This window comes from Peribacillus sp. Bi96, from assembly GCF_918698115.1.
In the GTDB taxonomy this organism is placed as follows: domain Bacteria; phylum Bacillota; class Bacilli; order Bacillales; family DSM-1321; genus Peribacillus.
The window spans coordinates 213,077-236,303 of sequence record NZ_CAKKLV010000005.1 but is presented as its reverse complement, the minus strand read 5'-3'; the positions used below and the strand labels follow the sequence as shown (position 1 = coordinate 236,303).

Below are 23,227 nucleotides of genomic sequence, written 5' to 3'. Positions count from 1 at the left end.
AAAAGGAGAAATGAAATCATGATGAGTAATTCAGTAAATGACATGAACGTTTCAATTATGTCCAGTTTTGCAGGGAGTAAAAAAGTGTACGTAGAGGGATCTAGACCTGATATTAAAGTACCTATGCGTGAAATTAAGTTAAGTCCGACTACAGGGGCATTCGGTGAAGAGGAGAATCCGCCTTTACGAGTTTATGATACAAGCGGTTCCTATACGGATTCCGAATATCCGATTGATATTCAGAAAGGCCTTGATCCGATTAGACGCAACTGGATCCTGGAACGTGAAGATATTGAAGAGTATGAAGGACGTGAAATTAAACCCGAAGATAACGGTTATAGAAAAGTGGAGCCACAATCCAATGCCGATATTTTTCCGGGATTGAAAAGAAAACCTTTGCGTGCAATGAAAGGACACAATGTAACCCAGCTCCATTATGCACGTAAAGGAATCATTACCCCTGAAATGGAGTTCATTTCAATCAGGGAAAATGTTGCCCCTGAGTTTGTAAGAGAAGAGGTAGCTAGCGGGCGGGCAATCATTCCAGCAAATATTAACCATCCCGAAAGTGAGCCTATGATCATCGGGCGTAATTTTCACGTTAAAATAAATGCGAATATTGGAAATTCAGCCGTTAGTTCATCGATCGAAGATGAAGTGGAGAAAATGACTTGGGCTACACGTTGGGGAGCCGACAACATAATGGACCTCTCCACCGGCAAGAATATTCACACAACACGTGAATGGATTATCAGGAATTCTCCTGTGCCAGTTGGGACTGTTCCTATATATCAAGCATTGGAAAAAGTGAATGGAGTTGCGGAAGATTTAAATTGGGAAGTTTTTCGGGATACTTTAATCGAGCAGGCCGAGCAAGGTGTCGATTACTTCACCATACACGCTGGAGTGCTTTTGCGATATATCCCATTAACGGCAAAGCGGGTTACGGGAATCGTTTCCCGAGGGGGATCGATCATGGCTCAATGGTGTTTGGCCCACCACCAAGAAAGCTTCCTTTATACTCATTTTGAAGAGATTTGTGAAATCATGAAGGCATATGATGTTTCTTTCTCATTAGGAGATGGCCTTCGTCCTGGATCGATTGCAGATGCAAACGATGAGGCGCAATTTGCAGAATTGGAAACACTAGGGGAACTGACGAAGATTGCTTGGAAACATGATGTTCAAGTCATGGTGGAGGGACCCGGTCACGTGCCGATGCATTTGATTAAGGAAAACATGGATAAGCAGCTGGAAGTCTGTCAAGAAGCCCCGTTCTATACCCTTGGGCCTTTGACAACGGATATAGCTCCTGGCTATGATCATATTACATCTGCAATCGGTGCTGCGATGATTGGTTGGTTTGGTACGGCGATGCTCTGTTATGTGACACCGAAAGAGCATCTTGGACTTCCGAATAAAGAGGATGTTCGAGTAGGGGTCATTACCTATAAGATTGCTGCACACGCAGCTGATCTTGCAAAAGGCCATCCGCATGCACAAAAACGAGACGATGCCCTTTCGAAGGCAAGATTCGAGTTTCGTTGGAGAGATCAATTCAATCTTTCTCTCGATCCTGAACGGGCGGTTGAATATCACGATGAAACCTTACCGGCTGAAGGTGCCAAAACAGCTCATTTCTGTTCCATGTGCGGACCTAAATTCTGCAGTATGAGAATCTCTCAGGATATCCGTGATTTGGCAAAAGAAAAGGGTCTCGGTTTTGAGTCTGTAATCGATGAAGGACTTAAAGAAAAAGCGAATGAATTCAGGAAAACGGACGGAAAAATCTATCAATGATTTGGACGAAAGGGAGAATTCGATGAATCGGGTAATCCAGATAAAAGATGAAATGGAACAGTTGGAAAACCAATTAGATCAGCTGAAAAAAGAGCTATACATCTTTCGGGAAAATTGTAATCATGAATTTGTAAAAACCGATTATAGTCAAGAATGCACAAAGTGTCACTTAATCGAAAGCCTGCAATGGTAGTGATTCCTTAATCTGCTTTGTTTGTCATATTGGATACCAGTCACCATGATGAAGTGATTGTTTGTAATTTTTCCACATATGGCATTTGATTTCGGCTTCGAACAAATAAAGAGGGATAGGACAAACTGTCCTATCCCTTACATTATTGTTTCATCTGGTTTATTTCCTGGATGCATTCCTGAACGAGAGTTACGGCCTGACTCATGGTTGCTCCTCCGCCAAATGCTGCGGTCACTCCAATGGCTTCAAGGATTTCCTGTTCTGAACAGCCTTGGTCAAGACATCCTTTAGTATGGTAGATAATGCAGTATTCATCTTGAGAATATAAGCTGATTCCGAGGGCGATAAGCTGTTTTTCTTTCTGGGTTAATTGACCCTCTTTAAAGCACTCTTCCGTAAACGCGTTGAATTTCTCAGCGAGATCGGGCATTTTTTCCGTAAAGACACCAAGCCCAGCTTTATAATCGTAAAGAGCATTTTCAGTAGAATTCTTAGCTTCAAATTCCATTTTACATTCAGCTCCGTCCTAAATTTTTTTTTATCAAACATTAGTATGAGCTAAATAATGTATGATTAAACAGAAACAGAGGAGTTTACCAAAGTAATCATTGAACTATTCCTGCAATGGGCCAAGTGATTCCCGAGGGCGGGTGGCTTTAAATCATTGATGGAAAAGTATGCAAATAAGTAAAAGGGCGATTACATCGCCTGCATCACATTAATATTTCGCCATTCTCCGCTTGTGTCTTTAAGAAGTCGATCGAGTCTTCCCTTTTGAAAAAAAAAAGGGCGCATGAACAGATGGAAGCCAATAAAAACTTAGGTAAAATCATCTTACAGGTAAATGAATGATTCAGAAGTTGCTTCGTGCATGAATGGGAGAGGCTGCCTTAGAATGATTAGGGAAGATAAAACAGTGTGATATACCCCCTTATCTGTATGGCGGTAATGGTAACGGCTGATGATTGAAGAATGAAATTTGCAAAGTATAATAAAGATAAACAAAGTTAAGATACTCATCATCTGTGTCTGGCTTAAGGGGGGAATCGTGATGAATGATTTTAATGCATTATTCAGGAAAAGAATAGGAATCACTGGACATGAAAAACTGACATTTGATAAATTAGATGAAATTCTTGATAAGACAGCGAGAACCATTCCTTTTGAAAACCTATCCATCATGGCATCTCATCTAAGTGATATCAACAAAGAGAATGTCATGAACAAAGTCCTCGTGAGAAATGAGGGGGGATTATGTTATGAATTGAATACGGCCCTTTATTTTTTCTTGATGGAAAACGACTTTGATGTTTCCATGGTCAGGGGTGTCATCTACAATCAAGGATGGATGACAATAGGCAGGACCCATGTCGCCATTCTTTTGAATCATGAGGGCCAAACCTATTTGGTCGATACGGGCTTTGGGGGGAATCTACCTTTAAAACCGGTTCCGTTAAACGGAGAAGTTGTCATTTCTCGAAATGGTGAATTCAGGATAAAAAGTGAAGTTACCGACCATGGGGATCATATCCTTGAATTAAAACTGAAACATAAAGATCTCGATTGGAAAATGGGATATGCATTTGATTCTTCCATACATGTAGGGAATGTTGTGGAACTGAATGAGATTCAAACGATCATCAGGGAAAATCCCCAATCGCCTTTTAACAAACATCCATTAATCACACGTCTGACAAACAGCGGGAATATCACTTTAACCGATACATCCTTTACACAGTGGGAAAATGGGAAAATGACGAAAAAAGAAATAGATGGCACACGATTCAAAGAGTTAATGAAACAATATTTTGATAGATAAGAGCCAACAAAGACTGTCGAAGATCCTTGACGGTCTTTTAATGGTGGCATGTTGTAGTGTATCGATTAGGTGATATGCTTTTTTATCAACTTGATGACCTAAAAAGGCACCTATTGATTTGAATGATGGGATTTACGTCATTAATCAAATCGAAAAAAGGCAATCTGATTTTGTGAAAGCAGGAATATGGTCAATCCTTGTCGAATTAAGGAGTTGAAAAGAGGCTGATGAAAATGAGTAATGCGAAATATAAATTTTTTTATGTGAATGGTGAAACAGAAGAATTAGAAACGAATGAACAATATTCGCATGAAGCCGATAGTATCCTGAAATTGCAATTAATTCAAAATGCAACATGGCTGCAAGCAGGTGGCAAACATATCAACTTAGCTAATGTAATTAGTATTGAATATACGGGAGACAAGGATAATCGTAATATGGATCCAATCAAGTTTAGACCTAATAAATAAAAACATCCATTAGGGTGTTTTTTCCTTATTTGCATATTAGATATGAATGAAAAGGGGGGAAGGTCATGGAAAGGAAGAATAGGTTGGTTTTTACCAGATCTAATGATGGTACTAAACGAAAATTCGATGAAGCCATCACAATTTTGGAATATAGTATTATGCTTGTTGAATACTTTGAATTGGAAGAATTCAATAATATAATTGCCGGGCAGTTAAAACTCATTTTAGGTGAAACGAAAAATACGCGAATAAAGAGGGAAAAAGTCACCATAGATCATTCCTTGATAAAGAAAATCAATCCTAATCCGAAATTGTACCCAGTAAAAGATTCCATTCGATTTAGCAGCGATGGTCGTGCAGAACTGCCTGAAGAGCTCTTCGATTACACTAAACAGAGGATCGATTTAAAAATTTGGAGAAAACAAGTTATCTATAAAGCCATTATTGGAGGAAACCTTCATGAAATTACAATCATCGACTTTATTAAGGAAACAGCTAATAAAATCGGTGGGGCACAAGCTGAATCTAGTCTACCATATAAGTCCATCATTTCGGATGTGCATACCAAAGAATTATTAAGGGGGATAGCGAAGGGGTTATTCAAGTCCATAGGCAGGGATTATAAAGAACATTCTTCAAAGAACCTTTCGCATATCATACGTAAAATCGAACAATCACAAGCCTCTGAATAGATGTTAATAGTAGTAGCAAAAACTATTTTCGGTACGAGTTGAATCCAACAAGCCACAATTTCAATCACATAATGAAAAATCCCCCCTTTTGGGAGGGACCTTACCGATTTTTTGCTATTTTTTTGCAATTTATCATAGAATTGTAGAATTCATTTCCGAAGAAGAGGGGATTGGTCATGACTTCCTACGTAGGAACTGGTTGGTGATTATGGAATCCGATGTAAGAAGTCAAGTCCTTCTTTTTAGGCAATTCATGAAATGACACTTTCAAATAACCTCTATCAATTAACCATCTCTTTTTACCCAGCCAAATCACTTTCGTTAGCATAGCATTCACACCTTGCACTTTTTATCAAATAATTTACTGGTTTTTACTATGGAAGAATGGGAGAATCCCCTGATTATCAATCAAGCATTGAGATCTTATATTTAAATGTAATGTAGTAAAAACACTCCTCTCCTCCTTAGGATGCCGATAAATTAAGTATTGGGATAAAAATGTCTATGAAGGAGAATGATGACTTGAAAATAAAAAGGGGTTTTGATAGAAACCTTCCTGACGAATGGCTTGAATTAGTAACATTGGCAATGAAATCGGATGTTACGAAAGAGGAGTTCAAAAAGTTTCTGGAAGAAAAGTCGAATAGCGATAACGGGTAGCATTTGTTGACCATCTCGATTAGGTATAACGAGAAGAAAGACGATTTTTTCTATGTAGAAAAGTTCGTCTTTTTTTCATACCCAGTAATAGCTGATCTCATCGTACATGTGGGATGAACACTATCTGCTCCAGTTCTTTGACCACGAATGTCCTCCACAATTTCTGCATAATTAATTGGTAGGATGGATGTAAATGTTAAAGGAGGTTTTATCGATGATGAAAAAAAGAACCAAAATCCCGATGATTTTCTCATTATTAGCTGCCCTGCTTTTGGTCCTCGGCGCATGTTCCAACACCGATGATAAAGAAGAAAAGGAACATCATGAAATGGACATGGACCATTCTAGCTCAGGGGATGTTCCTAGCGGCTTAAAAGCTGCAGAAAACCCAACCTATGAAGTTGGAAGTCATGTGATTATCGAATCAGGTCATATGGAAAGTATGAAGGGAGCGAAAGCAACGATAGTGGGTGCCTTTGATACGACTGCATATGCTATTTCGTATACGCCAACGACTGGCGGAGAAAAAGTGGGAAATCATAAATGGATCATTCACGAAGAGATTAAAGATGCAGGTGAGAAAACGTTTGAGCCTGGAGCGGAGGTTATAGTAAATGCCTCACATATGAAAGGGATGAATGATGCAACCGCTGTAATTGAATCAGCTGAGAAAACGACTGTTTATATGGTTGATTTCACACCGACTAATGGTGGAGAAGAAGTTAAAAACCATAAATGGGTAACAGAAAGTGAGTTATCAGCAGCTGAATGATTTAAGAAGAATCAAAAGGAGTGGCAAACCAAGCCATTCCTTTTTTGTATACTATGTTTTCTTTGTAAAACTTTAATATCTGTTAATATAGAATCATCCGTTGAGAGGTATGAAAAACATAAGCAAAATCATGGGTTGGTTACGATAAATGGTTTATTTTTGACAAATCTCTAGCGAGGATAGAGGTCCAGATTATAAATGATGGTGGTGAAGGTATGGTAACTGGATTACATATTAGACCTTTTATGAAAAAAGATTATGCAGCGCTGAACAACTATTGTTTACCTATAGAACAAGCAATCTATACTTCTTTACCCATGAAAGTTATCGAAGACTTCAGGAAGGATCAATATAATCTCCCCATGGTCATATATGTAGATGATGATTTGATTGGTTGTTTTGCTTGATATACGGATAAAGCGGGAAATCAATATACTAGTAATGAGCATGCCATTCTTCTAAAATCATTCTATTGGATTCACGTCATCAAAAAAAGGGGTTAGCTTTTAAAGCTTTAAAAGTCTTGCCTGATATGATCAAACGAGATCATCCTGATAAAGATGAGATAATTCTAACGGTGCACCATACGAATATTCCAGCGATCAACTTATATAAAAAAGCTGGATTCGTTGATAATGGATACAGATTTAATGGGGAGGACGGGGAAGAATTGGTTTTCCATTATGCTCTGGATTAAGGCAGCTTTAGTTAATTTCCGGAATAAATAGTGGTAAGGATCCAGACGTGGCATCTTTCATTGATTGTCATGAAATAGGTTTGTTACTAAAGCTCCCGGACAGCCCGCGGAAAGCGAGTGCCCTATGTTCCAACCAACGTTCGAATTCTTACAATCCCTCAAAAAGACGGTAGACAAACTCGATTTAAGTTTGTCTACCGTCTGAAATAAGCATCTTAAAGATGCCTTTTTTTTAAAATCCAAACCTATCATGCCGGAGAGTTTTCCCCAAATCGTCTCAAAGACAATGAGAGTCACAGTTATCCATTCACCGAAAAGTCCCCTGCTCGAAAGAAATGATATGGGCTGAAAACTCCTTTATTGTGCGTAATTATTGAAGACAATGCTGCCAAAGGAAAAAACATAGTTCTTTAAGCTCCGTTTTTTTTATACAGCTAAGGGGGGCAGGTTTTCAAATAACCAATATTCCATAAATTTCTTCAGACGGAATATGGATAAAAGATGAAAGTTTCGTAGAGATGTCATGAACATAAATCCCGCAATCTAGCAATACGTTCGTATGTTTTTTTAATAATATCGATATGTGTCTACTCTCACTTTGGCCGATAAACATCGTTTGATTCTTAACTGCTAAACCGCGAGTATAACCAAGGCCTTTAAAAATATCTTCCTCATTTCTTTTTACTAGGAACTCACCTGAAACACAATAATACAGGTTATTATCATGATGTAGTACACTGTGAGGTTGAAATAATTTATCATGACAAATCTTAACCACTTTTCTTTCCTGTAAAGAATATTCTAGAATCACACCTGGGCGGATTGTTTTAGGAGGGAAATAGCTTCCGAAAGAGGTCAATTTTTTCCTTTGAGGATTTGAAAACATTGATACATGTAACGTGTCATTTACTATATACAAATCGTTGACGTGGGAAACATCGTCATTTTTCGGTGAAAATCTAATTTCATCCATTCTTTCCAAATCGTTCTTTAAATCATAAATACCAATTGAGTTAGTTTTGGTTTCAACAATATAAGCTTTATCGTTGTCTATTGCTATACCATGTAAATCTAATTCTGTAGATAATACTTTATTTTTTATAACCTTTAAGTTTTCATCCAAAATAAAGATTCCATGAGAATTTGAAATTACGACGAAAGAGCTGCCGTATTTAGTAATACCTGTGCATCCAACATGTAAAACCTTTATTATTTCATATTGTTGTTGTATTATTTGGACTAAATAAAGACCACCTTTATGATTGCAGCATGAAATTAATAATTTACAATCGTCTATGGGTATCATGTAAGGTCAAACCACCTTTATGGATAATTCCTTTTTAATATAGTATGAATTTTTTTTGTCATGGTATAGACAAGCTATGTAGGAAAATAGTGGACTTTTTATACCAGTTTATAAAGGTTGTTCAGTTCACAAAAAATACAATAGATTATATGTACGAGGACGGTTCCGTTAATATGGATCGTTCTTTCTTTTTTTGTTAAGATTATCATCCTCTATTAAGGTAAATGCTTGAAATATTCCCATACTTGAAATAATTTTTAAAAATAGGTTCTATATTGCCCATTTCCTATACAAAAATATATAAAAGTTCATGAAAACTTTACTTTTATTTACATACTTCTCGTATTGATGTCAATATTCAGTAATACATGTTTGTTATAATCGATTCACAGTTTTAAAAGGAGAATGGACTTGGGAAAGATGTCTTATAAATCCTTTATTTACAGATGAATAAGCAGGCTGATTGAAGATGACTGAAAAAAGTAGGAGTGAACAAAAATGGAGCAATCTATAAACCTAAATGATCTTACATTTAGCGAAAAAGATAGATATGTAATCATTACGAATGCTTATCCACATGAAAAGCAGTTATATCGGAATGGGTTTATCCACCGAAGAGTCAAGGCTTATCAAGCAGAGGGTTTGAAGATTGATGTCTTTGTTTTACATCCTGCTTATAAAAAAGCAGAAAAGTATACCTATGAAGATGTGCCTGTTTATCGAGGAACTGAACAGCATCTGCGCATGTTCTTAAATCATAAAGTACATAAAAAAGCGCTCATTCATTTTGTTAATTCTACAATGGTACAAGCGATAAAAGAAACAAGCAAAGATTTACCGATTATTACATGGATACATGGATTTGAAACGGAGGCTTGGCATAGAAGATGGTTTAATTTTCTTGAAAGCCCTGAAAGCTTACGAAAGATACTTGAAATGGCGGACGACTATTATGTAGCACAGCTTTCTTTTATGAATTGGTTTTATCAAACGAATGAACTGAATACTACTTTTGTTCATATTTCCAAATGGTTCAAAGAACATATAGCGGAATGTGACGCGAGGGCTGAATCGGAAAATTCAGTAATCATTCCCAATGTAATAGATGATAATCTGTTTACCTTTATAGAAAAGCCAGTTGATATGCGGACAAAAGTCCTTTCAATCAGGCCATACGCTTCTCGAAAATATGCCAATGATTTATCGGTGAAAGCTGTGCTGGAACTTTCAAAAAGACCCTATTTCGATAAACTGGAATTTGCTTTTTATGGTGATGGGAAGTTGTTCGATCAAACAGTTGAGCCAATATGTAATTTTGAGAATGTAACGATTCATAAAGGCTTCATATCACAAGAGCAAATCGCTGCTCTACATAAGGAGTATGGAATTTTCCTTTGCCCAACCCGTTTGGACTCTCAAGGGGTTTCAATGTGTGAGGCCATGTCCAGTGGGCTAGTGCCGATTTCAACGGATATCACGGCAATCCCGGAATTTGTTAAACACGATGTTTCTGGCCTTCTTACAAAGCCTGAGTCTCCTATTGAAATTGCGGATGCAATAGAACGTTTATATTATAATCCGGACGTATTCTTAAGGGTATCAAAACAAGCATCGCAATCGATTCGAGATAAATGCGCCGTAGATGTTGTTATTAAAAGAGAATTAGAGATAATCCAAGGTTAATGGAGGGGAGTTTTTTCAATATGGACGATCGAAACGAATATTGGAAAACTATGTATGAAGAACTGGAATTACAAATGAAAGACATGATGTCCATGACATTAGAACTCATAGAAAGCAATGGTACTGAAAAACAAAACATCATTGAGAATCTTACAAAAGAAAATGCTAGGTTGCGAGAAGAATTAGAAAAAAGTAAGTTTGCCCAAAAAGAAAACATTCAGTTGAACAAAGAGATACGTAGACTTAAGTCATTAGAACATAAATTCAACGTTACTTATATAGGGAAATTCACGTTAAAATACCTTGCACTCAAATCATCTATGAAAGAACAAATGAAAAAATAGAAATTCATATAACATTTCAATCATTGGAGTGAATACTTTTGAGTTCACATGAATTAGTGCAAAACAGAAAAATGAAGGTGCTTCTATTTGGCTTTATTGACATGAATTCAATGGATGGTTCTGCAGTATTTTTATCTTCCTTAGCTTCGACTCTTGCGTTAGATTCCAATATCGAGATAGACTTACTTTTAGCTAGTCCAGTTAAGCGAGATATATTAATTCGTCCTCTTGAGAAATGTGACAATATAAAGATTCTTAATCCATTTGTTGATCCTTTTTTTAATGCCACCGATGAAGAATGGGTAAAAAAAGGTGTGATGAATTTTGATATTGCTGAAATGCTCATTTCTCATTATTGGAGCCAAAATGAATATGATTGGCTATTTGTAAGAAGCATTGAAACTGTTGAAAAAATAGCAAGGCATAAGCATATCATAAGGAATACATTAGTGTATGCTACAGGATTGACTCATATAGGTCAGGATGTTAATGGAGAAAAGTTTGAGAGCATCAAAAATATATACAATCAATGTGCCTATTTCTTATGTCAAACAGAAGAGATGTGCGAATTTGTCATCGAGATTCTTAATTTAGATAAAGAAAAAAACAAAGTTTCCCTGCTTACCCCGATGATACCAAACGTTGAATCAGCAGGAGGGGACGCCAAGTTAAAACATAAACTCGTATATACAGGGAAGTTTGATCCTGATTGGAAGACGATTCCTATCATTACGGCTTTTAAAGAATTAAAACGCGAGATTCCGAAACTTTCACTTAATGTTGCCGGGGATAAATTCAAATGGGTTCAAGGTGATTCTCAGTTTAAAGAAGAAGCTAAATATCTCCTGGAAAATACAGAAGGGCTTGACTGGTACGGGGCATTGACCAGGGAGGACGCACAACAATTAATCGTGAACAGTGATGTTGGGATAACCTGGAGAAGTGAGGAAATGGACAGCAGTCTGGAACTGTCCACGAAGCTATTGGAATACGGAATTTTAAGAAAGGCCGTAATAATGAATCCAACCAAAATGCATGTAAAGCTTTTTGGCGAAGATTACCCGTTATATGCAGTTACAGAGAAGGATTTCCGTGATGCAGTCAAATTAGCTTTATGCAATAAGGATATATATGAGTTTGCAGCCAAACGAATGTATCATGTTAGCAGGCAGTTTTTGTTTTCGGAAGCAATAAAAAAACTGCAAGGGCTATTATGGAGCAGGCATATTACTGATTATTTAGATGAAAGTGGAAACGTGTATTATATGGATGAAGATGACTTTTATGAGCTGAATAAGCATGTACGATCACATCAGGTAAAAAAATTGCCTGCAGATTTACATGACGAAGAAGTTTTCAACTATATTTTTAATAACATGCCTGAAGAATTAAAAAAAGTAGAAAAACTAGTCAAACTATCTGGCTTTGGTCAAATCATTCAAGCAGAAAAAGCAGGATGCTTCACTTTCCTACAAATCCATAAAAGTGATCAAAGTTTTGAACAAAATTTTCAAAATAACTTGCCATATCTAAAAACTATAGGATTTGAAACAAATAGCAGTCCGAAATTAAGACCAAAAGACATGGAAATTCCATTGAAAGAACGGATAATTGTCGATAATAAAAACAATGAAATAAAAGTGAAAAACAAAGAATTGGTTAAAGAAGTAAAGCAATTAAAAAAATTGAACGCAGTGCAACTTAAACAAATGAGCAAGTTAGAAAAACAAAACCTGGCGATTGGACGTAAATACGATTCACTTTCGAAGTCAAAAATGGGTAAGATGACATTTAAATATTGGGATTTAAGAAAAAGGCTTAATTTTTAACAAGAGGGGAAGACTTCAGCATACCTATTAAAATCAAAATCAACTCTTTTCCAGACAAAAGCCCCTGAATGCTATTGAGCGTTCAGGGGCTTTTGTCAGCAGGATAATTCACTAAAGAAATAGAATAAAATATATATCGATTATATTTAGAGATGAATTATGGGGATTGAAAAAGCAAAGATAGAGGATTGGAATTCATTTCAGAGTTGCTAAACCAGCTGGAATCCAGATACTGAAACCTTATATTCCTTAGGGGAATTGGACATGAGATTGAAGAAATTTATACGGATTTAGCTAAGAAAAGTGTAACACACTTGAAGTTCATTGCCATTCAAGAAGAATGGATGTACATAGTATTAATACTCACTGAATCACCAAATACTTTAGAAAATTAAGGGGGAGAAATGATGGAGGAGAAAGTGCTAAAAGCGATTCAAGATGATTATCCAGATGCATTTGCATGGTGTTATGGATGCGGTCGATTAAATAAAGAGGGTCATCATTTTCGAACAGGTTGGCAAGGAGAACAAACAAGGACAATTTATACGCCACTCCCAGAACATATAGCGATTCCAGGCTTCGTTTATGGCGGTATAATTGCATCATTAATTGATTGTCACGGAACAGGTTCTGCCGCTATTGCATTGCATCGGAAAAATGGGCATGAAGTTGGGGATGGTGTCGAGCCACCCAGGTTTGTAACTGCTTCATTAAAAGTGGAATTTGTAAGGCCAACCCCAAATGATGTTCCATTAATAGCGATTGGGAAGATTCAAGAGATTCATCCTAAAAAGTGGAAAGTTGAAACAGAGGTATTTGCAAATGATACACTTTGTGCTCGTGGAGAAGTTGTTGCTGTGGTGATGCCAAGTACTTTTACAACTAAGAAGTAAATGTAACTGTAAAAAAGGTAAAGGTGTAAACGCATCCATCGTATGCATTAAGGTTTTTCATATTGAAAAGACAAGGGACCGTCCAGCTATCTGGACGGTTATTTAGTGTATTTGAGTGCTCATTTCAAACAAGTTAGAGCTGTTTAGTAACATGTGGCTGGAAATTACAAGCGAAATTCCAGTTTTTCAATATACTTAAACTATAAGCAAAGGGAGGTCGCAAAGATGAAAATACAGGTAGAGATAGATGAGGAGGTCCAAGCGATAGAGGTGCTTATCCGAAATCATGAATGGAATGAAGAAGTCCAGGAACTGATGGAGCGCTTAAAAGAGAGGAAAAGACCGTATTTTGTTGGCAAGAAAGGAGAGATGCAGCATGTTTTCCGGCCAGAAGAAATAATCTGTTTGTTCACAGAGCAGGATTCCATAATGGTACGAACGAAACAGGGGACTTTCGAAATGAAAGAAAGATTATATGAGCTTGAAAGGGATCTTCCTGGTAATCAGTTCGTTCGATTATCCAAGTCAGTGATAGCCAACCTTGATGAGTTAAGCAGATTTGAGGCATCTTTCAACGGGACGTTATGTGTGTATTTCCGATCGGGAGAAAAAGAATATGTTTCTCGGCACTATGTTCAAGGAATCAAGAAAGCATTTCAATGGAAAAGGAAGGGATTATGATGAAAACACTTTTATTCCGTAGCTTTGTAGGGATTTGCTTTGGTGCACTCGTGATGGTGTTGACGTGTTTTGGGGTCATTGGCTTTGGGGAGGTCCCATCATTAGACAGTGGAATATTCGTGAAAAATGCGATAGGATGCCTAATATGTGGCTGGTTTTTCAGCACAGCAACCATTTTATTCGAAATGGATAAATGGAGCTTATTATTTCAGACCATCCTGCACTTCCTGACTGTCAGTATCCTATACTTCCTGCTATCTTTTTTTGTTGGTTGGATTCCATTCAGTGCAAAAGGATTAATGACTGGAATAGCGATTTTCGTGCCATTCTATATGATCATCTGGTTCATTTTCTATCTCTATTTCCGCTATCAAGTGAAAATATTGAATGATGGACTTGATAAAAGAGGGAACTGAGGGGGAATGGCCAGTAATTTTTTTAGGTAAGAGAGGTAGAGCGTTTCAGATAGCAAATGCATAGAAAATATGATCAACGAAATGCCTCTAAATAGAGAATGAAGGAAAGGTGCTGTAGCTTTAATAGAAGAAAAAGAACCAGGCCCAGCGAAAAAATCAGCTGATGCCTGGTTGGAAAGGTTGTTTATATACTTATGAATTGGTCTTTCCACTATTACTTGCTTCACTAAGTGATAGTGATTTAGTTTCAGGAGCCCAAGCCATTGATACAATTGCTCCAATAATAAGTACACCTGTGAGACAGAGCATGGTAAATTGAATTCCAATACTTGCAATACCAATTGGAAGTAGGAACGTACCGATTGCTGATCCTAATCTGCTTATGGCTGTCGCAAGTCCAACGCCGGAAGATCGAATCTCTGTTGGAAAGCTTTCGGCTGGAAATACGCCAACCAAGTTGCTAACAGCAGACATAATCAAGGTGAAGATGGCAAAGGAAAGAATCATTAATACTGTTGCACTGCTAGGTAAAACACTTAAAAGAGTAAGAGCGACGATCAATATCACGAATGAGCTGATCAAAAATCCTCGGCGAGTAAATTTAACCGTAAACCAAATACCTAAAAGGGCACCTATAATGAGCAGCCCATTTAATAGAAAATCGGTTCCATAACCTTCACTCAGTCCGATTGCATCTAGAATGCTTGGCAAAAAGGTGTAAATGGCGAAGTAGGGGATAACGAGACAAACGAAAAATATACAATTGAAAGCCGTGCGTTTTCTTATATCTTTACTGAATAAAGTGGCAAAACTGCTATTCGTTTGTACAGGTTTTTCATCATCAAGCACTATATTGGGACCGACATGTTTCTTGACAATTTCCCTGGCTTCTTTAACCCTGCCTTTACTAATTAGCCATCTAGGTGACTCAGGTGTACCCATTCGCAAAACCAAAATGATGACAGCTGGAATCGCAGATGAAGCAAGCATCCACCGCCAAGCGTCCGGAGCGGAGTCAACCGCAAGAATACCGATCAAGTTTGCCACTACGTAGCCAAACGTCCAGACTACACTGAATGATCCTAATAAAACACCCCGATGTTTACGCGGTGAAAATTCAGCTAACATCGTGTGTCCTACGCTATAGTCGCCTCCAAGCCCAATTCCAAGTAAAATTCTATATAATACAAGCTCTGTGGGGCTGTCTGCGAAAAACTGTAAAATGGATGCCGTGGTAATGAGGACGAAACTAAAGACAAATATTTTTTGCCTTCCAACATAATCAGATACCCATCCTAATACCAAACTGCCTAGAAAAAGCCCTATTAAAGCAGAACTTCCGATTAATCCTATCCAAAGTGGAGTTAAATCCATTTGCGGTGTCAGCAGGGATAGCGCAAATGCAATGATCCCTAAAATATATCCGTCAGTGAAATGTGCCCCGAACGTAAGTCCTGCAATTTTAATATGGAATTTATTTAATGGTGCATCATCTAATTTAATTGTATGGCTACCGACATTATCATTACGTGCTACATTCTTATTTTCCATTGAATCTCCTCCTGATTGATGCTGCTAAACCTCGACGGTTACTTGTAGATGAAAAAAGGTGTATATGAAGCCGCTTATAGAGGGAAGCGTTTTCATTGTGGAGAATAAATGATGTTCATAATATGAACTCTAAGTACGTTATATGAATATATGAATTATAATTGCGTATTTGAGTTTTTGTCAAACTTTTATAATAAATTAAAAATCTTCAGTTTAAAGGATTAAAATGAGAAAACCAAACAAAAAGAAAACGATGCAGCCATTTACCATCAGTAATTGGCTGTATCGTTTATTTTGTTTCAAATGCGATTGTTTAGCCCTTTTTAGTTCAATCTAACTGCTCTTCAATTTTTTTAGCGGCTTCTAGCATTCGATCACTTAAAAGTAAGAGATCTTTTTCTGTTAGGCGAAAACTCGGACCACCTAGCGTGATGAAAGCGACTAGATTCTTTTTCCTGTCAAAAATAGGAGCTGAAATGGCATTTTCATTTTCATCTAGTTCACCAATCGATGTTCCAACCTTTTGAACGGAAATTTTATCAAGTTCTTTACGCAGTTCTTCTGGATCAGTAATTGTATATTTGGAAAATGGTGTAAGAGTCTGCTCTAAAAAAATATTCAACTCCTTCTTGGGTAGCAAACTTAATAAAATTTTTCCGTTGGATGTGCAGTGTAAAGGTGACATGGTATGGGTATAGTCGACTAATCTTACGCTATGGTCGGTATCTATTTGATCAATGGTAAGAGTCCCATCATGCTTAGGGACACTAAGTAAAACCGTTTCCCCCACTTCTTTTTTCAATTCTTCCAGCGTTCTTCTAGCTCTTCGTATAAGTGAACCATATGGATCATGTTGTGAAGTTAAACGATAAAGGGCATATCCGAGCTGGTACCCTTTTGAGACAGGATCCTTTTCTACAAAGCCCTGATTTTCGAGTGTGCCAATCAAACGCCAGGCTGTTGTACGATTCAAATCAGCTTGTTTGGCCAAATCACCGACTGAAATGGGTGAGGGGCTCTCTCCGATAAACTTCAAAAGCGATAAAGCACGTTCAACGGCCTGTACAGAAGAACTTTCTTTATTATTGGTTTGTTTAGTTGTGGTCTGATTATTATTTTCCATCTTTTTATTATAGCGTAAGGGAACGAAGGAGTGTCAATCATTTCAATTTGAAAAAGAGGGCATTTAATTCACCCTAATCAAAAATATTTAGAAAAATTCATTAATTGTCATTGACTGATAAATTCCCTGGTCATATAATAGCTATAAGTTCTCAATATGAACTTTATGTTCGTTATATGAACAAAAGGACGATTGTGGTCATCTTGTAGAATAGAGGCTGCATCGATGACATCGCTTATAGAATAAAAGAAGTTTTGTAGGAGGGATTTCAATCAGTCAGAGTGACAAGTTTGAAAAACGGACAGAAAGAGATAACTTCGGCAAGGTAGATATTCCTAAAAATGCTTTATACGGCATCCAAACAATGAGAACAGTTAAGAACCTGTCTTTCTCGGGTCAATTATTAAAGAATTATCCTGAATATATTGTGTCACTAGCCATGGTAAAGAAAGCGGCAACATTAGCTAATCTGGAGGCTGGCATTTTAGCTCCATCTATTGGAAGCGCAATTGTAAACGCTTGTAATCAATTAATTCAAGGGAATTATCATGACCACTTTATTGTAGATATTTTGCATGGAGGAGGTGGGATTGGTACGAATATGAATGTAAATGAAGTGTTAGCTAATCTAGCAAATCAATCTTTAGAAGGATCTTTAGAAGGATCTTTAGGTATATATACGCCAGTTCACCCTATAGAACATGTAAACGCTTCCCAGTCTACATCTGATGTATGTCATACATCTATCCGGCTGGCAATCGTACGCGGATTTGAACGGTTGGATCAAGAATTAATAAAAATGCACGATACGATGGATAAAAAATCACAAGAGTTTATGGGGGTTACTACCATTTCGAGAACTTGTCTACAGGATGCGATGCGTGTTCAGCTGGGCGAGGTTTTCAGTGGTTTTGCATCTGTCCTCAAAAGACGTCACCATTCTTTGAAAGAATCCGTCCTATCATTACTCACTGTTAATCTTGGAGCGACGGTTATTGGAAATGGTGTAGGGGCGTCGGGGAAATATAAAGAAGTGGTAATCCGGAAATTGCATGAAGTCACAACTTTGAATGTAAAACTGCGTGACAATTTATTTGATGCAGCGCAAAACATCGATGACTTGGCTCACATGTCGAAACAATTAAGCTTATTAGCAACATCTCTAATTAAAGTTGCCAAAGATTTAAGATTACTTTCATCTGGGCCGGAAGCGGGATTTTCAGAAATTACCTTACCATCTGTTCAGGCTGGTTCTTCCTTTTTTCCAGGAAAAGTGAATCCAGTCATCCCTGAAACGATGATTCAAAGCTGTTTTCAAGTCCTAGGGTGTGACCGGGTCGTTCAAGCAGCATTGGAACATGGTGAGCTTGATTTGAATGTTTTTGAAGGAATGGCCGGTGCCAATATATTGAATGGGTTACAAATGCTGACGAACTCTGCTCATTCCTTTACGGAGCTATGCCTTAAGGACATAGCATCCAATGAAGAAAGGTGTACAGAGCTTTCAAATACATTTATTCCAGTCATCACGGAATTGAAGGAGAGATTGGGATATTCGGCAGTTTCTAAATTAATGTTAGAGCATGATCGGGAATCTATAAAAAACTTACTAAAAAAAATGGAGGTCTAGACACATGATACAAGAAAACAAACAGTTTGAAGGAATTGAACAGCCTAAACTAGAGTGGGCATATGAGTGGCTTAAAACAACGAAAAAACTTTATATCAATGGAAAATGGATGGATAGCTCAGGCAATAAAGTGATTGAATCGATCAACCCGGCTAATGGAGAAATTTTAGGTGATTTTCAACAAGCAGAAGTACAGGATGTAGATACAGCTATACAAGCGGCTAAAGCAGCGTTAGAACAAGGTTCATGGAAAGAAATGAGCCGTAAGGAAAGAGGAAGGGCCTTACTGAAAATCTCAAAGCTTATTCATGAGCATCATGCAGAGCTTGCAACACTGGAAGCTCTTGATAACGGAAAATTATATACAGAAGCTTATAACGATGATGTGCAAGAAGCAGCGGATTTATTTGAATATTATGCAGGATGGACTGATAAGTATTATGGTGAAAATAATCCAGTAGAAGGTAATTTTCTAAGCGTCACTACGAGAGATCCAATCGGTGTATGCGGACAAATTGTACCATTCAACTTTCCAATTCAAATGGCTGTCTTAAAACTATCACCTGCCTTATCGATGGGGAATACGGTTATTTTAAAACCAGCCGATAAAACCTCTTATTCTGCTATTCGCTTGTTTGAGATTATTGATGAAGCAGGCGTATTGCCAAAAGGAGTTATTAATCTAGTCCTTGGAGATGGTGAGGTTGGTTCTTATATTAGCCGTCATATGGATATTGATAAACTATCATTCACCGGCAGCACAAATATCGGGAAAAAGTTAATCCACGACTCTGCAGATAGCAATTTAAAACCGGTGACATTAGAACTTGGCGGTAAGTCACCAAACATCATTTTTAGTGATTTTCAAGATTTGGATGCAGCGATCGAGCGTTCTTTTTATGGGCTATTTACACATAAAGGGGAGAAATGTTCAGCACCAACCCGGTTATTTGCCCAACGTGAAATCTATGATGAAGTTGTGGGGAAAATTGCCGAATACGCAAAAAATTATAAGTGTGGTGATCCATTCGATCCAGAAAGCGATCAAGGTGCACAAGTGTCCGAACAGCATATGGAGTCAATTTTAAATTACATTGAAAGCGGCAAGGAGCAAGGCGCACGAATAGTAGCTGGTGGTGAACGGGATACAACTGGATCAAATGCGAAGGGCTATTTTATCAAACCAACCATTTTCGCTGATGTTGATAATAATATGAAAATTGCACAGGAAGAGATTTTTGGACCTGTCCTTTGCATCATCCCATTTGAAACAGAAGAAGAAGTTGTCAAGAAAGCAAATGACACGATTTATGGTCTTGGTGCCGGACTCTGGACAGGTGATGCTTCCCGTGCGCATCGTGTAGCTAATCAGCTTGAAGCGGGTATGGTGTTCGTTAATAAATATGGATGCTATGACTTTGCAAGTCCATTTGGCGGGTTGAAGCAAAGTGGATGGGGCAAAGAATATGCCATTCATTCATTACAAGCATTTACAAAAACAAAAGCTATTTGGTTCGCATATTAAAAAATACACATAAAAGAGGGATACGACAATGAAAATAAAAGCAGCTATCATGACTGAAGTGGGCAAACCATTATCGATTCAACAAGTAGATCTAAATGAACCAAAAGCGAATGAAGTTCTGGTGAAAATAAAAGCAACTGGGGTTTGCCATAGTGATTTAAATGCTCTAAATGATCAAACGACCCCAACACCGACTATACTTGGTCATGAAGGTTCAGGAATTGTTGAAGCGGTTGGTTTTAATGTAACAAGTGTCAAAGCAGGTGATAAAGTAGCCTTGAGCTGGGTTCCATATTGCGGGAAATGTGAGTTTTGTGTAACAGGAGATGTGCATTTATGCGAGGCGGCATTTGGCCCAATGTTCGAAGGAACACTGCTTGACGGTACTTCAAGGCTTAGTAAAGATGGTAAGCAAATATACCACAACTCTTTATTGTCAACGTTTGCAGAATATGCCGTTGTTCCCGAAATGGCATGTGTAAAGCTGCCGGATGAAATGCCTTTGGCACAAGCCTCCTTAATCGGATGCGGAGTGGCGACAGGATATGGAGCCGCTGTGAATGCAGCACGTGTAACACCTGGTTCTACAGTCGCCATCTTCGGTATTGGCGGAGTAGGGGTAAATGCAATTCAAGGAGCGCATATAGCTGGTGCCTCTAAGATTATAGCCTGTGATGTAAAACCTGCCAATCTGGAAATTGCTAAACAGTTTGGTGCTACGCATACGATCAATTCAGCTGAAGTGGATGTAGAAGCAGCGCTAAAAGAGCTGACAAAAGGTTTAGGGGTTCATTTTGCTATTGATTGTTCGGGGCATACTGCTGCGACCGAAAGTGCTTGGAAGAGTACGAGAAAAGGCGGTACTGTCGTTGTCGTTGGCGCATTTAATCCTGAAAAAACTTTGAATCTTCCAGCGGGAGGTTTTCATAGAGTCGGGAAGATATTAAAAGGAAGTTTTTATGGAGATACGCAGCCATTCCGTGATTTCCCGATGATTGCACAAATGTATTTGGATGGGAAATTTAAATTGGATGAGCTTGTGTTAGATCGTATTGAATTAGATAATATCAATCAAGCTTTTGATTCTTTCCATGACTGCAGTTGTGTCAATGTGGGAAGAGCAGTGATCGAGTTTAACGATTAATTTTAATACGTAATTCCTTAATTAATTCCATAAAAGTGAAGGGTGTTTAAATTGCTGTCATGAATCAATTTAAACAACCTTCTTTTTTTTCTAAAAGAAAATGAAGGGATGTTGAAAAATGCGTGTAGAAAAAGATTTAATGGGAGAATTGGAAATTGATGAGGATGTTTATTATGGAATACAAACGGTTCGTGCCTGCCAAAACTTCTCAATTTCTGGTCGGACGATTGAATCATATCCTCACTTAATTAGAAGTATGGCTTATATAAAAAAAGCAGCAGCGATTTCTAATCACAGTGTAGGGGTTCTTGATCAAGAAAAGAAAGACGTAATTTGCAAAACTGTAGATGAAATAGTAAATGGGGAAATGAAAAATCAATTTCCTGTCGATATTTATCAAGCTGGTGGCGGAGTCTCCATAAATATGAACGTTAACGAAGTCATTGCTAACCGGGCAAATGAATTACTGACTGGTCATAAAGGGTATAATTTCATCCATCCGAATGAACATGTTAACATGTCTCAATCCACGAACGATGTGCTTCCAAGCGCAATGAAGATGGCTTGCTTTTCCTATATAGATGATTTATTAATCAGTTTGGATAAAATCGAATGCTCATTGGCGAATAAAACGAATGAATTTTCGAGCGTTGTAAAAATGGCAAGAACATGTCTTCAAGATGCTGTACCCATTACTCTAGGTCAACAATTTAGCGGGTATCATACTTTTATCAAGAGACAGATAGTAGAAATGAAAAAACTACAAAAAGAATGCTTATCTATCGTAATTGGTGCAACGGCAGTAGGCACTGGTATCGGGGCTGCTCCTGGTTACACAGAGAAGATGTATGAATATTTGCCAGAGGTATCAGATTTAGCTGTTATCAAAGAGGATAATTTCTTTGATGCACTGCAAAATGCAGATTTTTATTTAAAAGTATCTTCTTGCTTAAAAGGATTATCGAGTGGATTATCGAAAATGGCCAGCGATTTAAGATTACTTTCATCAGGACCAAGGGCAGGATTTGCTGAAATCAATTTGCCAGCGGTACAGCCGGGTTCTTCCATTATGCCAGGTAAAATCAATCCATGTATACCCGAAATGATGATCCAGGTTTGTTTTGATGTATATGGAAATGATCAAGCGATTACTTTCGCTGTAGATCGAGGTGAACTGGATTTGAACATCTGGGAACCGATTATTTTGAAAAATATCTTTGACTCGTTTTCTATTTTGACAAATTGTATTACGCTGTTTACTGAAAAGTGCCTAAACGGTATTGAAGCGAATAAGGCGGTTTGTTTGAAAAACGCTGAGAATTCGTTATCTTTGTCCGTCGTTATTTCTTCTAGATTCGGGTATCAAGCAGCCAATAATATAGCCCTGGAGGCCTACGAAAGAAATCTAACAGTAAAAGAAGTAGCAGTAGAAAAAGGTTTATTAAATGAGGCGGAAGCGGCTGAGTTGCTTAATCCTGAAAACTTAACTGATCCCGTAAAAATGAATCAAGTATTAAACCCAAAACCACATTAGTGGGACTATGACCACGTTTCATGACAGGCTAAATGAAGACGAAAAAGAAATGGAGCAGCCGTATTGGTTGCTTCTAATTGGAAGAATAAGGATCCTATCTAAATTTCAAAACAAACTTGATTGGAACGGGTGTACGAGACTCCTGCTTAGAAAAGCGCGTCTACGGGAGATCCAGGCAGGCGAAAGCCGAGGGCGGACCGCCCGCGGAAAGCGAGTGCCCTACGTTCCAATCAACGTCCAAATTGTACAAGCCATAAAAAAATGTAGACAAACTCGATTTTGATCGAGTTTGTCTACAGTCTGGAGCAGCCATTAGGCTGCTTTTTTGATTTAATCCCCAGTTCCTTGGCATTAAAAAGGATTTCCTCCATGTGTCTTTTAATTTTCAGTTGGTGGTCCTTTTCATTATGAAAATTATGTTATGTGAGTTTCAGGACTTTCTGTATAAAATACCCTTAATGAAGA

At 37.8% G+C, this 23,227-nt stretch carries 23 protein-coding genes; 19 read left to right on the top strand and 4 right to left on the bottom strand.

Annotated features, from left to right (window positions below; translation table 11 throughout):
• The first annotated feature begins 18 nt into the window (after positions 1–18).
• Together thiC and LQ203_RS09245 are read left to right on the top strand one after the other, a co-directional pair.
• Positions 19–1,800 (top strand): phosphomethylpyrimidine synthase ThiC, encoded by a 1,782-nt coding sequence (gene thiC, locus LQ203_RS09250; protein ID WP_230157390.1) that lies wholly within the window; start codon positions 19–21, stop codon positions 1,798–1,800.
• 22 nt (positions 1,801–1,822) lie between these two features.
• A complete protein-coding gene (locus LQ203_RS09245; RefSeq protein WP_230157389.1) occupies positions 1,823–1,993 on the top strand; it encodes a hypothetical protein in 171 nt (56 codons plus the stop codon).
• Between the two features lie 142 nt (positions 1,994–2,135).
• Here the strand turns inward: LQ203_RS09245 and LQ203_RS09240 are convergent, their stop codons facing one another.
• Positions 2,136–2,501: a carboxymuconolactone decarboxylase family protein gene (locus LQ203_RS09240; protein WP_230157388.1), complete on the bottom strand. Its 366-nt coding sequence runs from the start codon at positions 2,499–2,501 to the stop codon at positions 2,136–2,138.
• Positions 2,502–3,044: 543 nt separating this feature from the next.
• On the opposite strand from LQ203_RS09240, the gene LQ203_RS09235 reads away from it, so the two are divergent.
• The 7 genes from LQ203_RS09235 (at position 3,045) to LQ203_RS09205 (ending at position 7,103) form a co-directional block, all read left to right on the top strand.
• Positions 3,045–3,812 (top strand): arylamine N-acetyltransferase, encoded by a 768-nt coding sequence (locus tag LQ203_RS09235; RefSeq protein ID WP_230157387.1) that lies wholly within the window; start codon positions 3,045–3,047, stop codon positions 3,810–3,812.
• Between the two features lie 233 nt (positions 3,813–4,045).
• The gene (locus LQ203_RS09230; RefSeq protein WP_230157382.1) at positions 4,046–4,282 is read left to right on the top strand and encodes a hypothetical protein; all 237 of its coding nucleotides are present in this window, start codon (positions 4,046–4,048) and stop codon (positions 4,280–4,282) included.
• A 65-nt stretch (positions 4,283–4,347) separates the two neighbouring features.
• Positions 4,348–4,974: a hypothetical protein gene (locus LQ203_RS09225; protein WP_230157381.1), complete on the top strand. Its 627-nt coding sequence runs from the start codon at positions 4,348–4,350 to the stop codon at positions 4,972–4,974.
• 522 nt (positions 4,975–5,496) lie between these two features.
• On the top strand, positions 5,497–5,634 hold the full coding sequence (locus tag LQ203_RS09220; RefSeq protein ID WP_230157380.1) for an anti-repressor SinI family protein: 138 nt from the start codon (positions 5,497–5,499) through the stop codon (positions 5,632–5,634).
• 214 nt (positions 5,635–5,848) lie between these two features.
• Entirely contained in the window at positions 5,849–6,406 is a 558-nt protein-coding gene (locus LQ203_RS09215) for a YdhK family protein (RefSeq protein WP_230157379.1), read from the top strand.
• A gap of 215 nt (positions 6,407–6,621) precedes the next feature.
• On the top strand, positions 6,622–6,813 hold the full coding sequence (locus LQ203_RS09210; protein WP_230157378.1) for a hypothetical protein: 192 nt from the start codon (positions 6,622–6,624) through the stop codon (positions 6,811–6,813).
• A 65-nt stretch (positions 6,814–6,878) separates the two neighbouring features.
• A complete protein-coding gene (locus LQ203_RS09205) occupies positions 6,879–7,103 on the top strand; it encodes a GNAT family N-acetyltransferase (RefSeq protein WP_356714177.1) in 225 nt (74 codons plus the stop codon).
• Positions 7,104–7,554: 451 nt separating this feature from the next.
• On the opposite strand, the gene LQ203_RS09200 is transcribed toward LQ203_RS09205, so the two are convergent.
• Positions 7,555–8,409: a DUF4915 domain-containing protein gene (locus LQ203_RS09200; protein WP_230157376.1), complete on the bottom strand. Its 855-nt coding sequence runs from the start codon at positions 8,407–8,409 to the stop codon at positions 7,555–7,557.
• Positions 8,410–8,907: 498 nt separating this feature from the next.
• Between LQ203_RS09200 and LQ203_RS09195 the strand changes: the two genes are divergently transcribed.
• From LQ203_RS09195 to LQ203_RS09170, 6 genes are all read left to right on the top strand, one after another.
• Positions 8,908–10,092 carry a glycosyltransferase family 4 protein gene (locus LQ203_RS09195; RefSeq protein ID WP_230157374.1) on the top strand — a complete coding sequence of 395 codons (1,185 nt, stop codon included), beginning with the start codon at positions 8,908–8,910 and terminating at the stop codon, positions 10,090–10,092.
• A gap of 20 nt (positions 10,093–10,112) precedes the next feature.
• Entirely contained in the window at positions 10,113–10,436 is a 324-nt protein-coding gene (locus LQ203_RS09190; protein WP_230157372.1) for a hypothetical protein, read from the top strand.
• A gap of 38 nt (positions 10,437–10,474) precedes the next feature.
• Positions 10,475–12,265 (top strand): hypothetical protein, encoded by a 1,791-nt coding sequence (locus LQ203_RS09185; protein ID WP_230157370.1) that lies wholly within the window; start codon positions 10,475–10,477, stop codon positions 12,263–12,265.
• A 407-nt stretch (positions 12,266–12,672) separates the two neighbouring features.
• A complete protein-coding gene (locus LQ203_RS09180; RefSeq protein ID WP_230157368.1) occupies positions 12,673–13,158 on the top strand; it encodes a PaaI family thioesterase in 486 nt (161 codons plus the stop codon).
• Between the two features lie 225 nt (positions 13,159–13,383).
• Positions 13,384–13,839 (top strand): LytTR family DNA-binding domain-containing protein, encoded by a 456-nt coding sequence (locus LQ203_RS09175; protein WP_230157366.1) that lies wholly within the window; start codon positions 13,384–13,386, stop codon positions 13,837–13,839.
• Entirely contained in the window at positions 13,839–14,255 is a 417-nt protein-coding gene (locus LQ203_RS09170) for a DUF3021 domain-containing protein (RefSeq protein ID WP_230157364.1), read from the top strand. The genes LQ203_RS09175 and LQ203_RS09170 overlap by 1 nt, the downstream gene beginning before the upstream one ends.
• 192 nt (positions 14,256–14,447) lie before the next feature.
• Here the strand turns inward: LQ203_RS09170 and LQ203_RS09165 are convergent, their stop codons facing one another.
• Positions 14,448–15,806 carry an MFS transporter gene (locus LQ203_RS09165; RefSeq protein WP_230157362.1) on the bottom strand — a complete coding sequence of 453 codons (1,359 nt, stop codon included), beginning with the start codon at positions 15,804–15,806 and terminating at the stop codon, positions 14,448–14,450.
• A 328-nt stretch (positions 15,807–16,134) separates the two neighbouring features.
• Positions 16,135–16,929 (bottom strand): IclR family transcriptional regulator, encoded by a 795-nt coding sequence (locus LQ203_RS09160; protein ID WP_230157361.1) that lies wholly within the window; start codon positions 16,927–16,929, stop codon positions 16,135–16,137.
• A 265-nt stretch (positions 16,930–17,194) separates the two neighbouring features.
• On the opposite strand from LQ203_RS09160, the gene LQ203_RS09155 reads away from it, so the two are divergent.
• The 4 genes from LQ203_RS09155 (at position 17,195) to LQ203_RS09140 (ending at position 22,762) form a co-directional block, all read left to right on the top strand.
• On the top strand, positions 17,195–18,559 hold the full coding sequence (locus tag LQ203_RS09155) for a lyase family protein (RefSeq protein WP_356714187.1): 1,365 nt from the start codon (positions 17,195–17,197) through the stop codon (positions 18,557–18,559).
• A gap of 4 nt (positions 18,560–18,563) precedes the next feature.
• Positions 18,564–20,084 (top strand): aldehyde dehydrogenase family protein, encoded by a 1,521-nt coding sequence (locus tag LQ203_RS09150; protein ID WP_230157359.1) that lies wholly within the window; start codon positions 18,564–18,566, stop codon positions 20,082–20,084.
• Between the two features lie 28 nt (positions 20,085–20,112).
• Positions 20,113–21,228: a Zn-dependent alcohol dehydrogenase gene (locus LQ203_RS09145; protein ID WP_230157358.1), complete on the top strand. Its 1,116-nt coding sequence runs from the start codon at positions 20,113–20,115 to the stop codon at positions 21,226–21,228.
• A gap of 118 nt (positions 21,229–21,346) precedes the next feature.
• The gene (locus LQ203_RS09140) at positions 21,347–22,762 is read left to right on the top strand and encodes an aspartate ammonia-lyase (protein WP_230157357.1); all 1,416 of its coding nucleotides are present in this window, start codon (positions 21,347–21,349) and stop codon (positions 22,760–22,762) included.
• The last annotated feature ends 465 nt before the right edge of the window (positions 22,763–23,227 follow it).

What these genes read in the sequence shown, in the direction of transcription:
- LQ203_RS09140 (WP_230157357.1), top strand. Translation starts at nt 21,347, where the DNA reads ATGCGTGTAGAAAAAGATTTAATGGGAGAATTGGAAATTGATGAGGAT.
- LQ203_RS09195 (WP_230157374.1), top strand. Translation starts at nt 8,908, where the DNA reads ATGGAGCAATCTATAAACCTAAATGATCTTACATTTAGCGAAAAAGAT.
- LQ203_RS09145 (WP_230157358.1), top strand. Translation starts at nt 20,113, where the DNA reads ATGAAAATAAAAGCAGCTATCATGACTGAAGTGGGCAAACCATTATCG.
- LQ203_RS09190 (WP_230157372.1), top strand. Translation starts at nt 10,113, where the DNA reads ATGGACGATCGAAACGAATATTGGAAAACTATGTATGAAGAACTGGAA.
- LQ203_RS09165 (WP_230157362.1), bottom strand. Translation starts at nt 15,806, where the DNA reads ATGGAAAATAAGAATGTAGCACGTAATGATAATGTCGGTAGCCATACA.
- LQ203_RS09225 (WP_230157381.1), top strand. Translation starts at nt 4,348, where the DNA reads ATGGAAAGGAAGAATAGGTTGGTTTTTACCAGATCTAATGATGGTACT.
- thiC (WP_230157390.1), top strand. Translation starts at nt 19, where the DNA reads ATGATGAGTAATTCAGTAAATGACATGAACGTTTCAATTATGTCCAGT.
- LQ203_RS09175 (WP_230157366.1), top strand. Translation starts at nt 13,384, where the DNA reads ATGAAAATACAGGTAGAGATAGATGAGGAGGTCCAAGCGATAGAGGTG.
- LQ203_RS09150 (WP_230157359.1), top strand. Translation starts at nt 18,564, where the DNA reads ATGATACAAGAAAACAAACAGTTTGAAGGAATTGAACAGCCTAAACTA.
- LQ203_RS09180 (WP_230157368.1), top strand. Translation starts at nt 12,673, where the DNA reads ATGGAGGAGAAAGTGCTAAAAGCGATTCAAGATGATTATCCAGATGCA.
- LQ203_RS09160 (WP_230157361.1), bottom strand. Translation starts at nt 16,929, where the DNA reads ATGGAAAATAATAATCAGACCACAACTAAACAAACCAATAATAAAGAA.
- LQ203_RS09215 (WP_230157379.1), top strand. Translation starts at nt 5,849, where the DNA reads ATGATGAAAAAAAGAACCAAAATCCCGATGATTTTCTCATTATTAGCT.
- LQ203_RS09200 (WP_230157376.1), bottom strand. Translation starts at nt 8,409, where the DNA reads ATGATACCCATAGACGATTGTAAATTATTAATTTCATGCTGCAATCAT.
- LQ203_RS09210 (WP_230157378.1), top strand. Translation starts at nt 6,622, where the DNA reads ATGGTAACTGGATTACATATTAGACCTTTTATGAAAAAAGATTATGCA.
- LQ203_RS09245 (WP_230157389.1), top strand. Translation starts at nt 1,823, where the DNA reads ATGAATCGGGTAATCCAGATAAAAGATGAAATGGAACAGTTGGAAAAC.
- LQ203_RS09170 (WP_230157364.1), top strand. Translation starts at nt 13,839, where the DNA reads ATGAAAACACTTTTATTCCGTAGCTTTGTAGGGATTTGCTTTGGTGCA.
- LQ203_RS09230 (WP_230157382.1), top strand. Translation starts at nt 4,046, where the DNA reads ATGAGTAATGCGAAATATAAATTTTTTTATGTGAATGGTGAAACAGAA.
- LQ203_RS09240 (WP_230157388.1), bottom strand. Translation starts at nt 2,501, where the DNA reads ATGGAATTTGAAGCTAAGAATTCTACTGAAAATGCTCTTTACGATTAT.
- LQ203_RS09235 (WP_230157387.1), top strand. Translation starts at nt 3,045, where the DNA reads ATGAATGATTTTAATGCATTATTCAGGAAAAGAATAGGAATCACTGGA.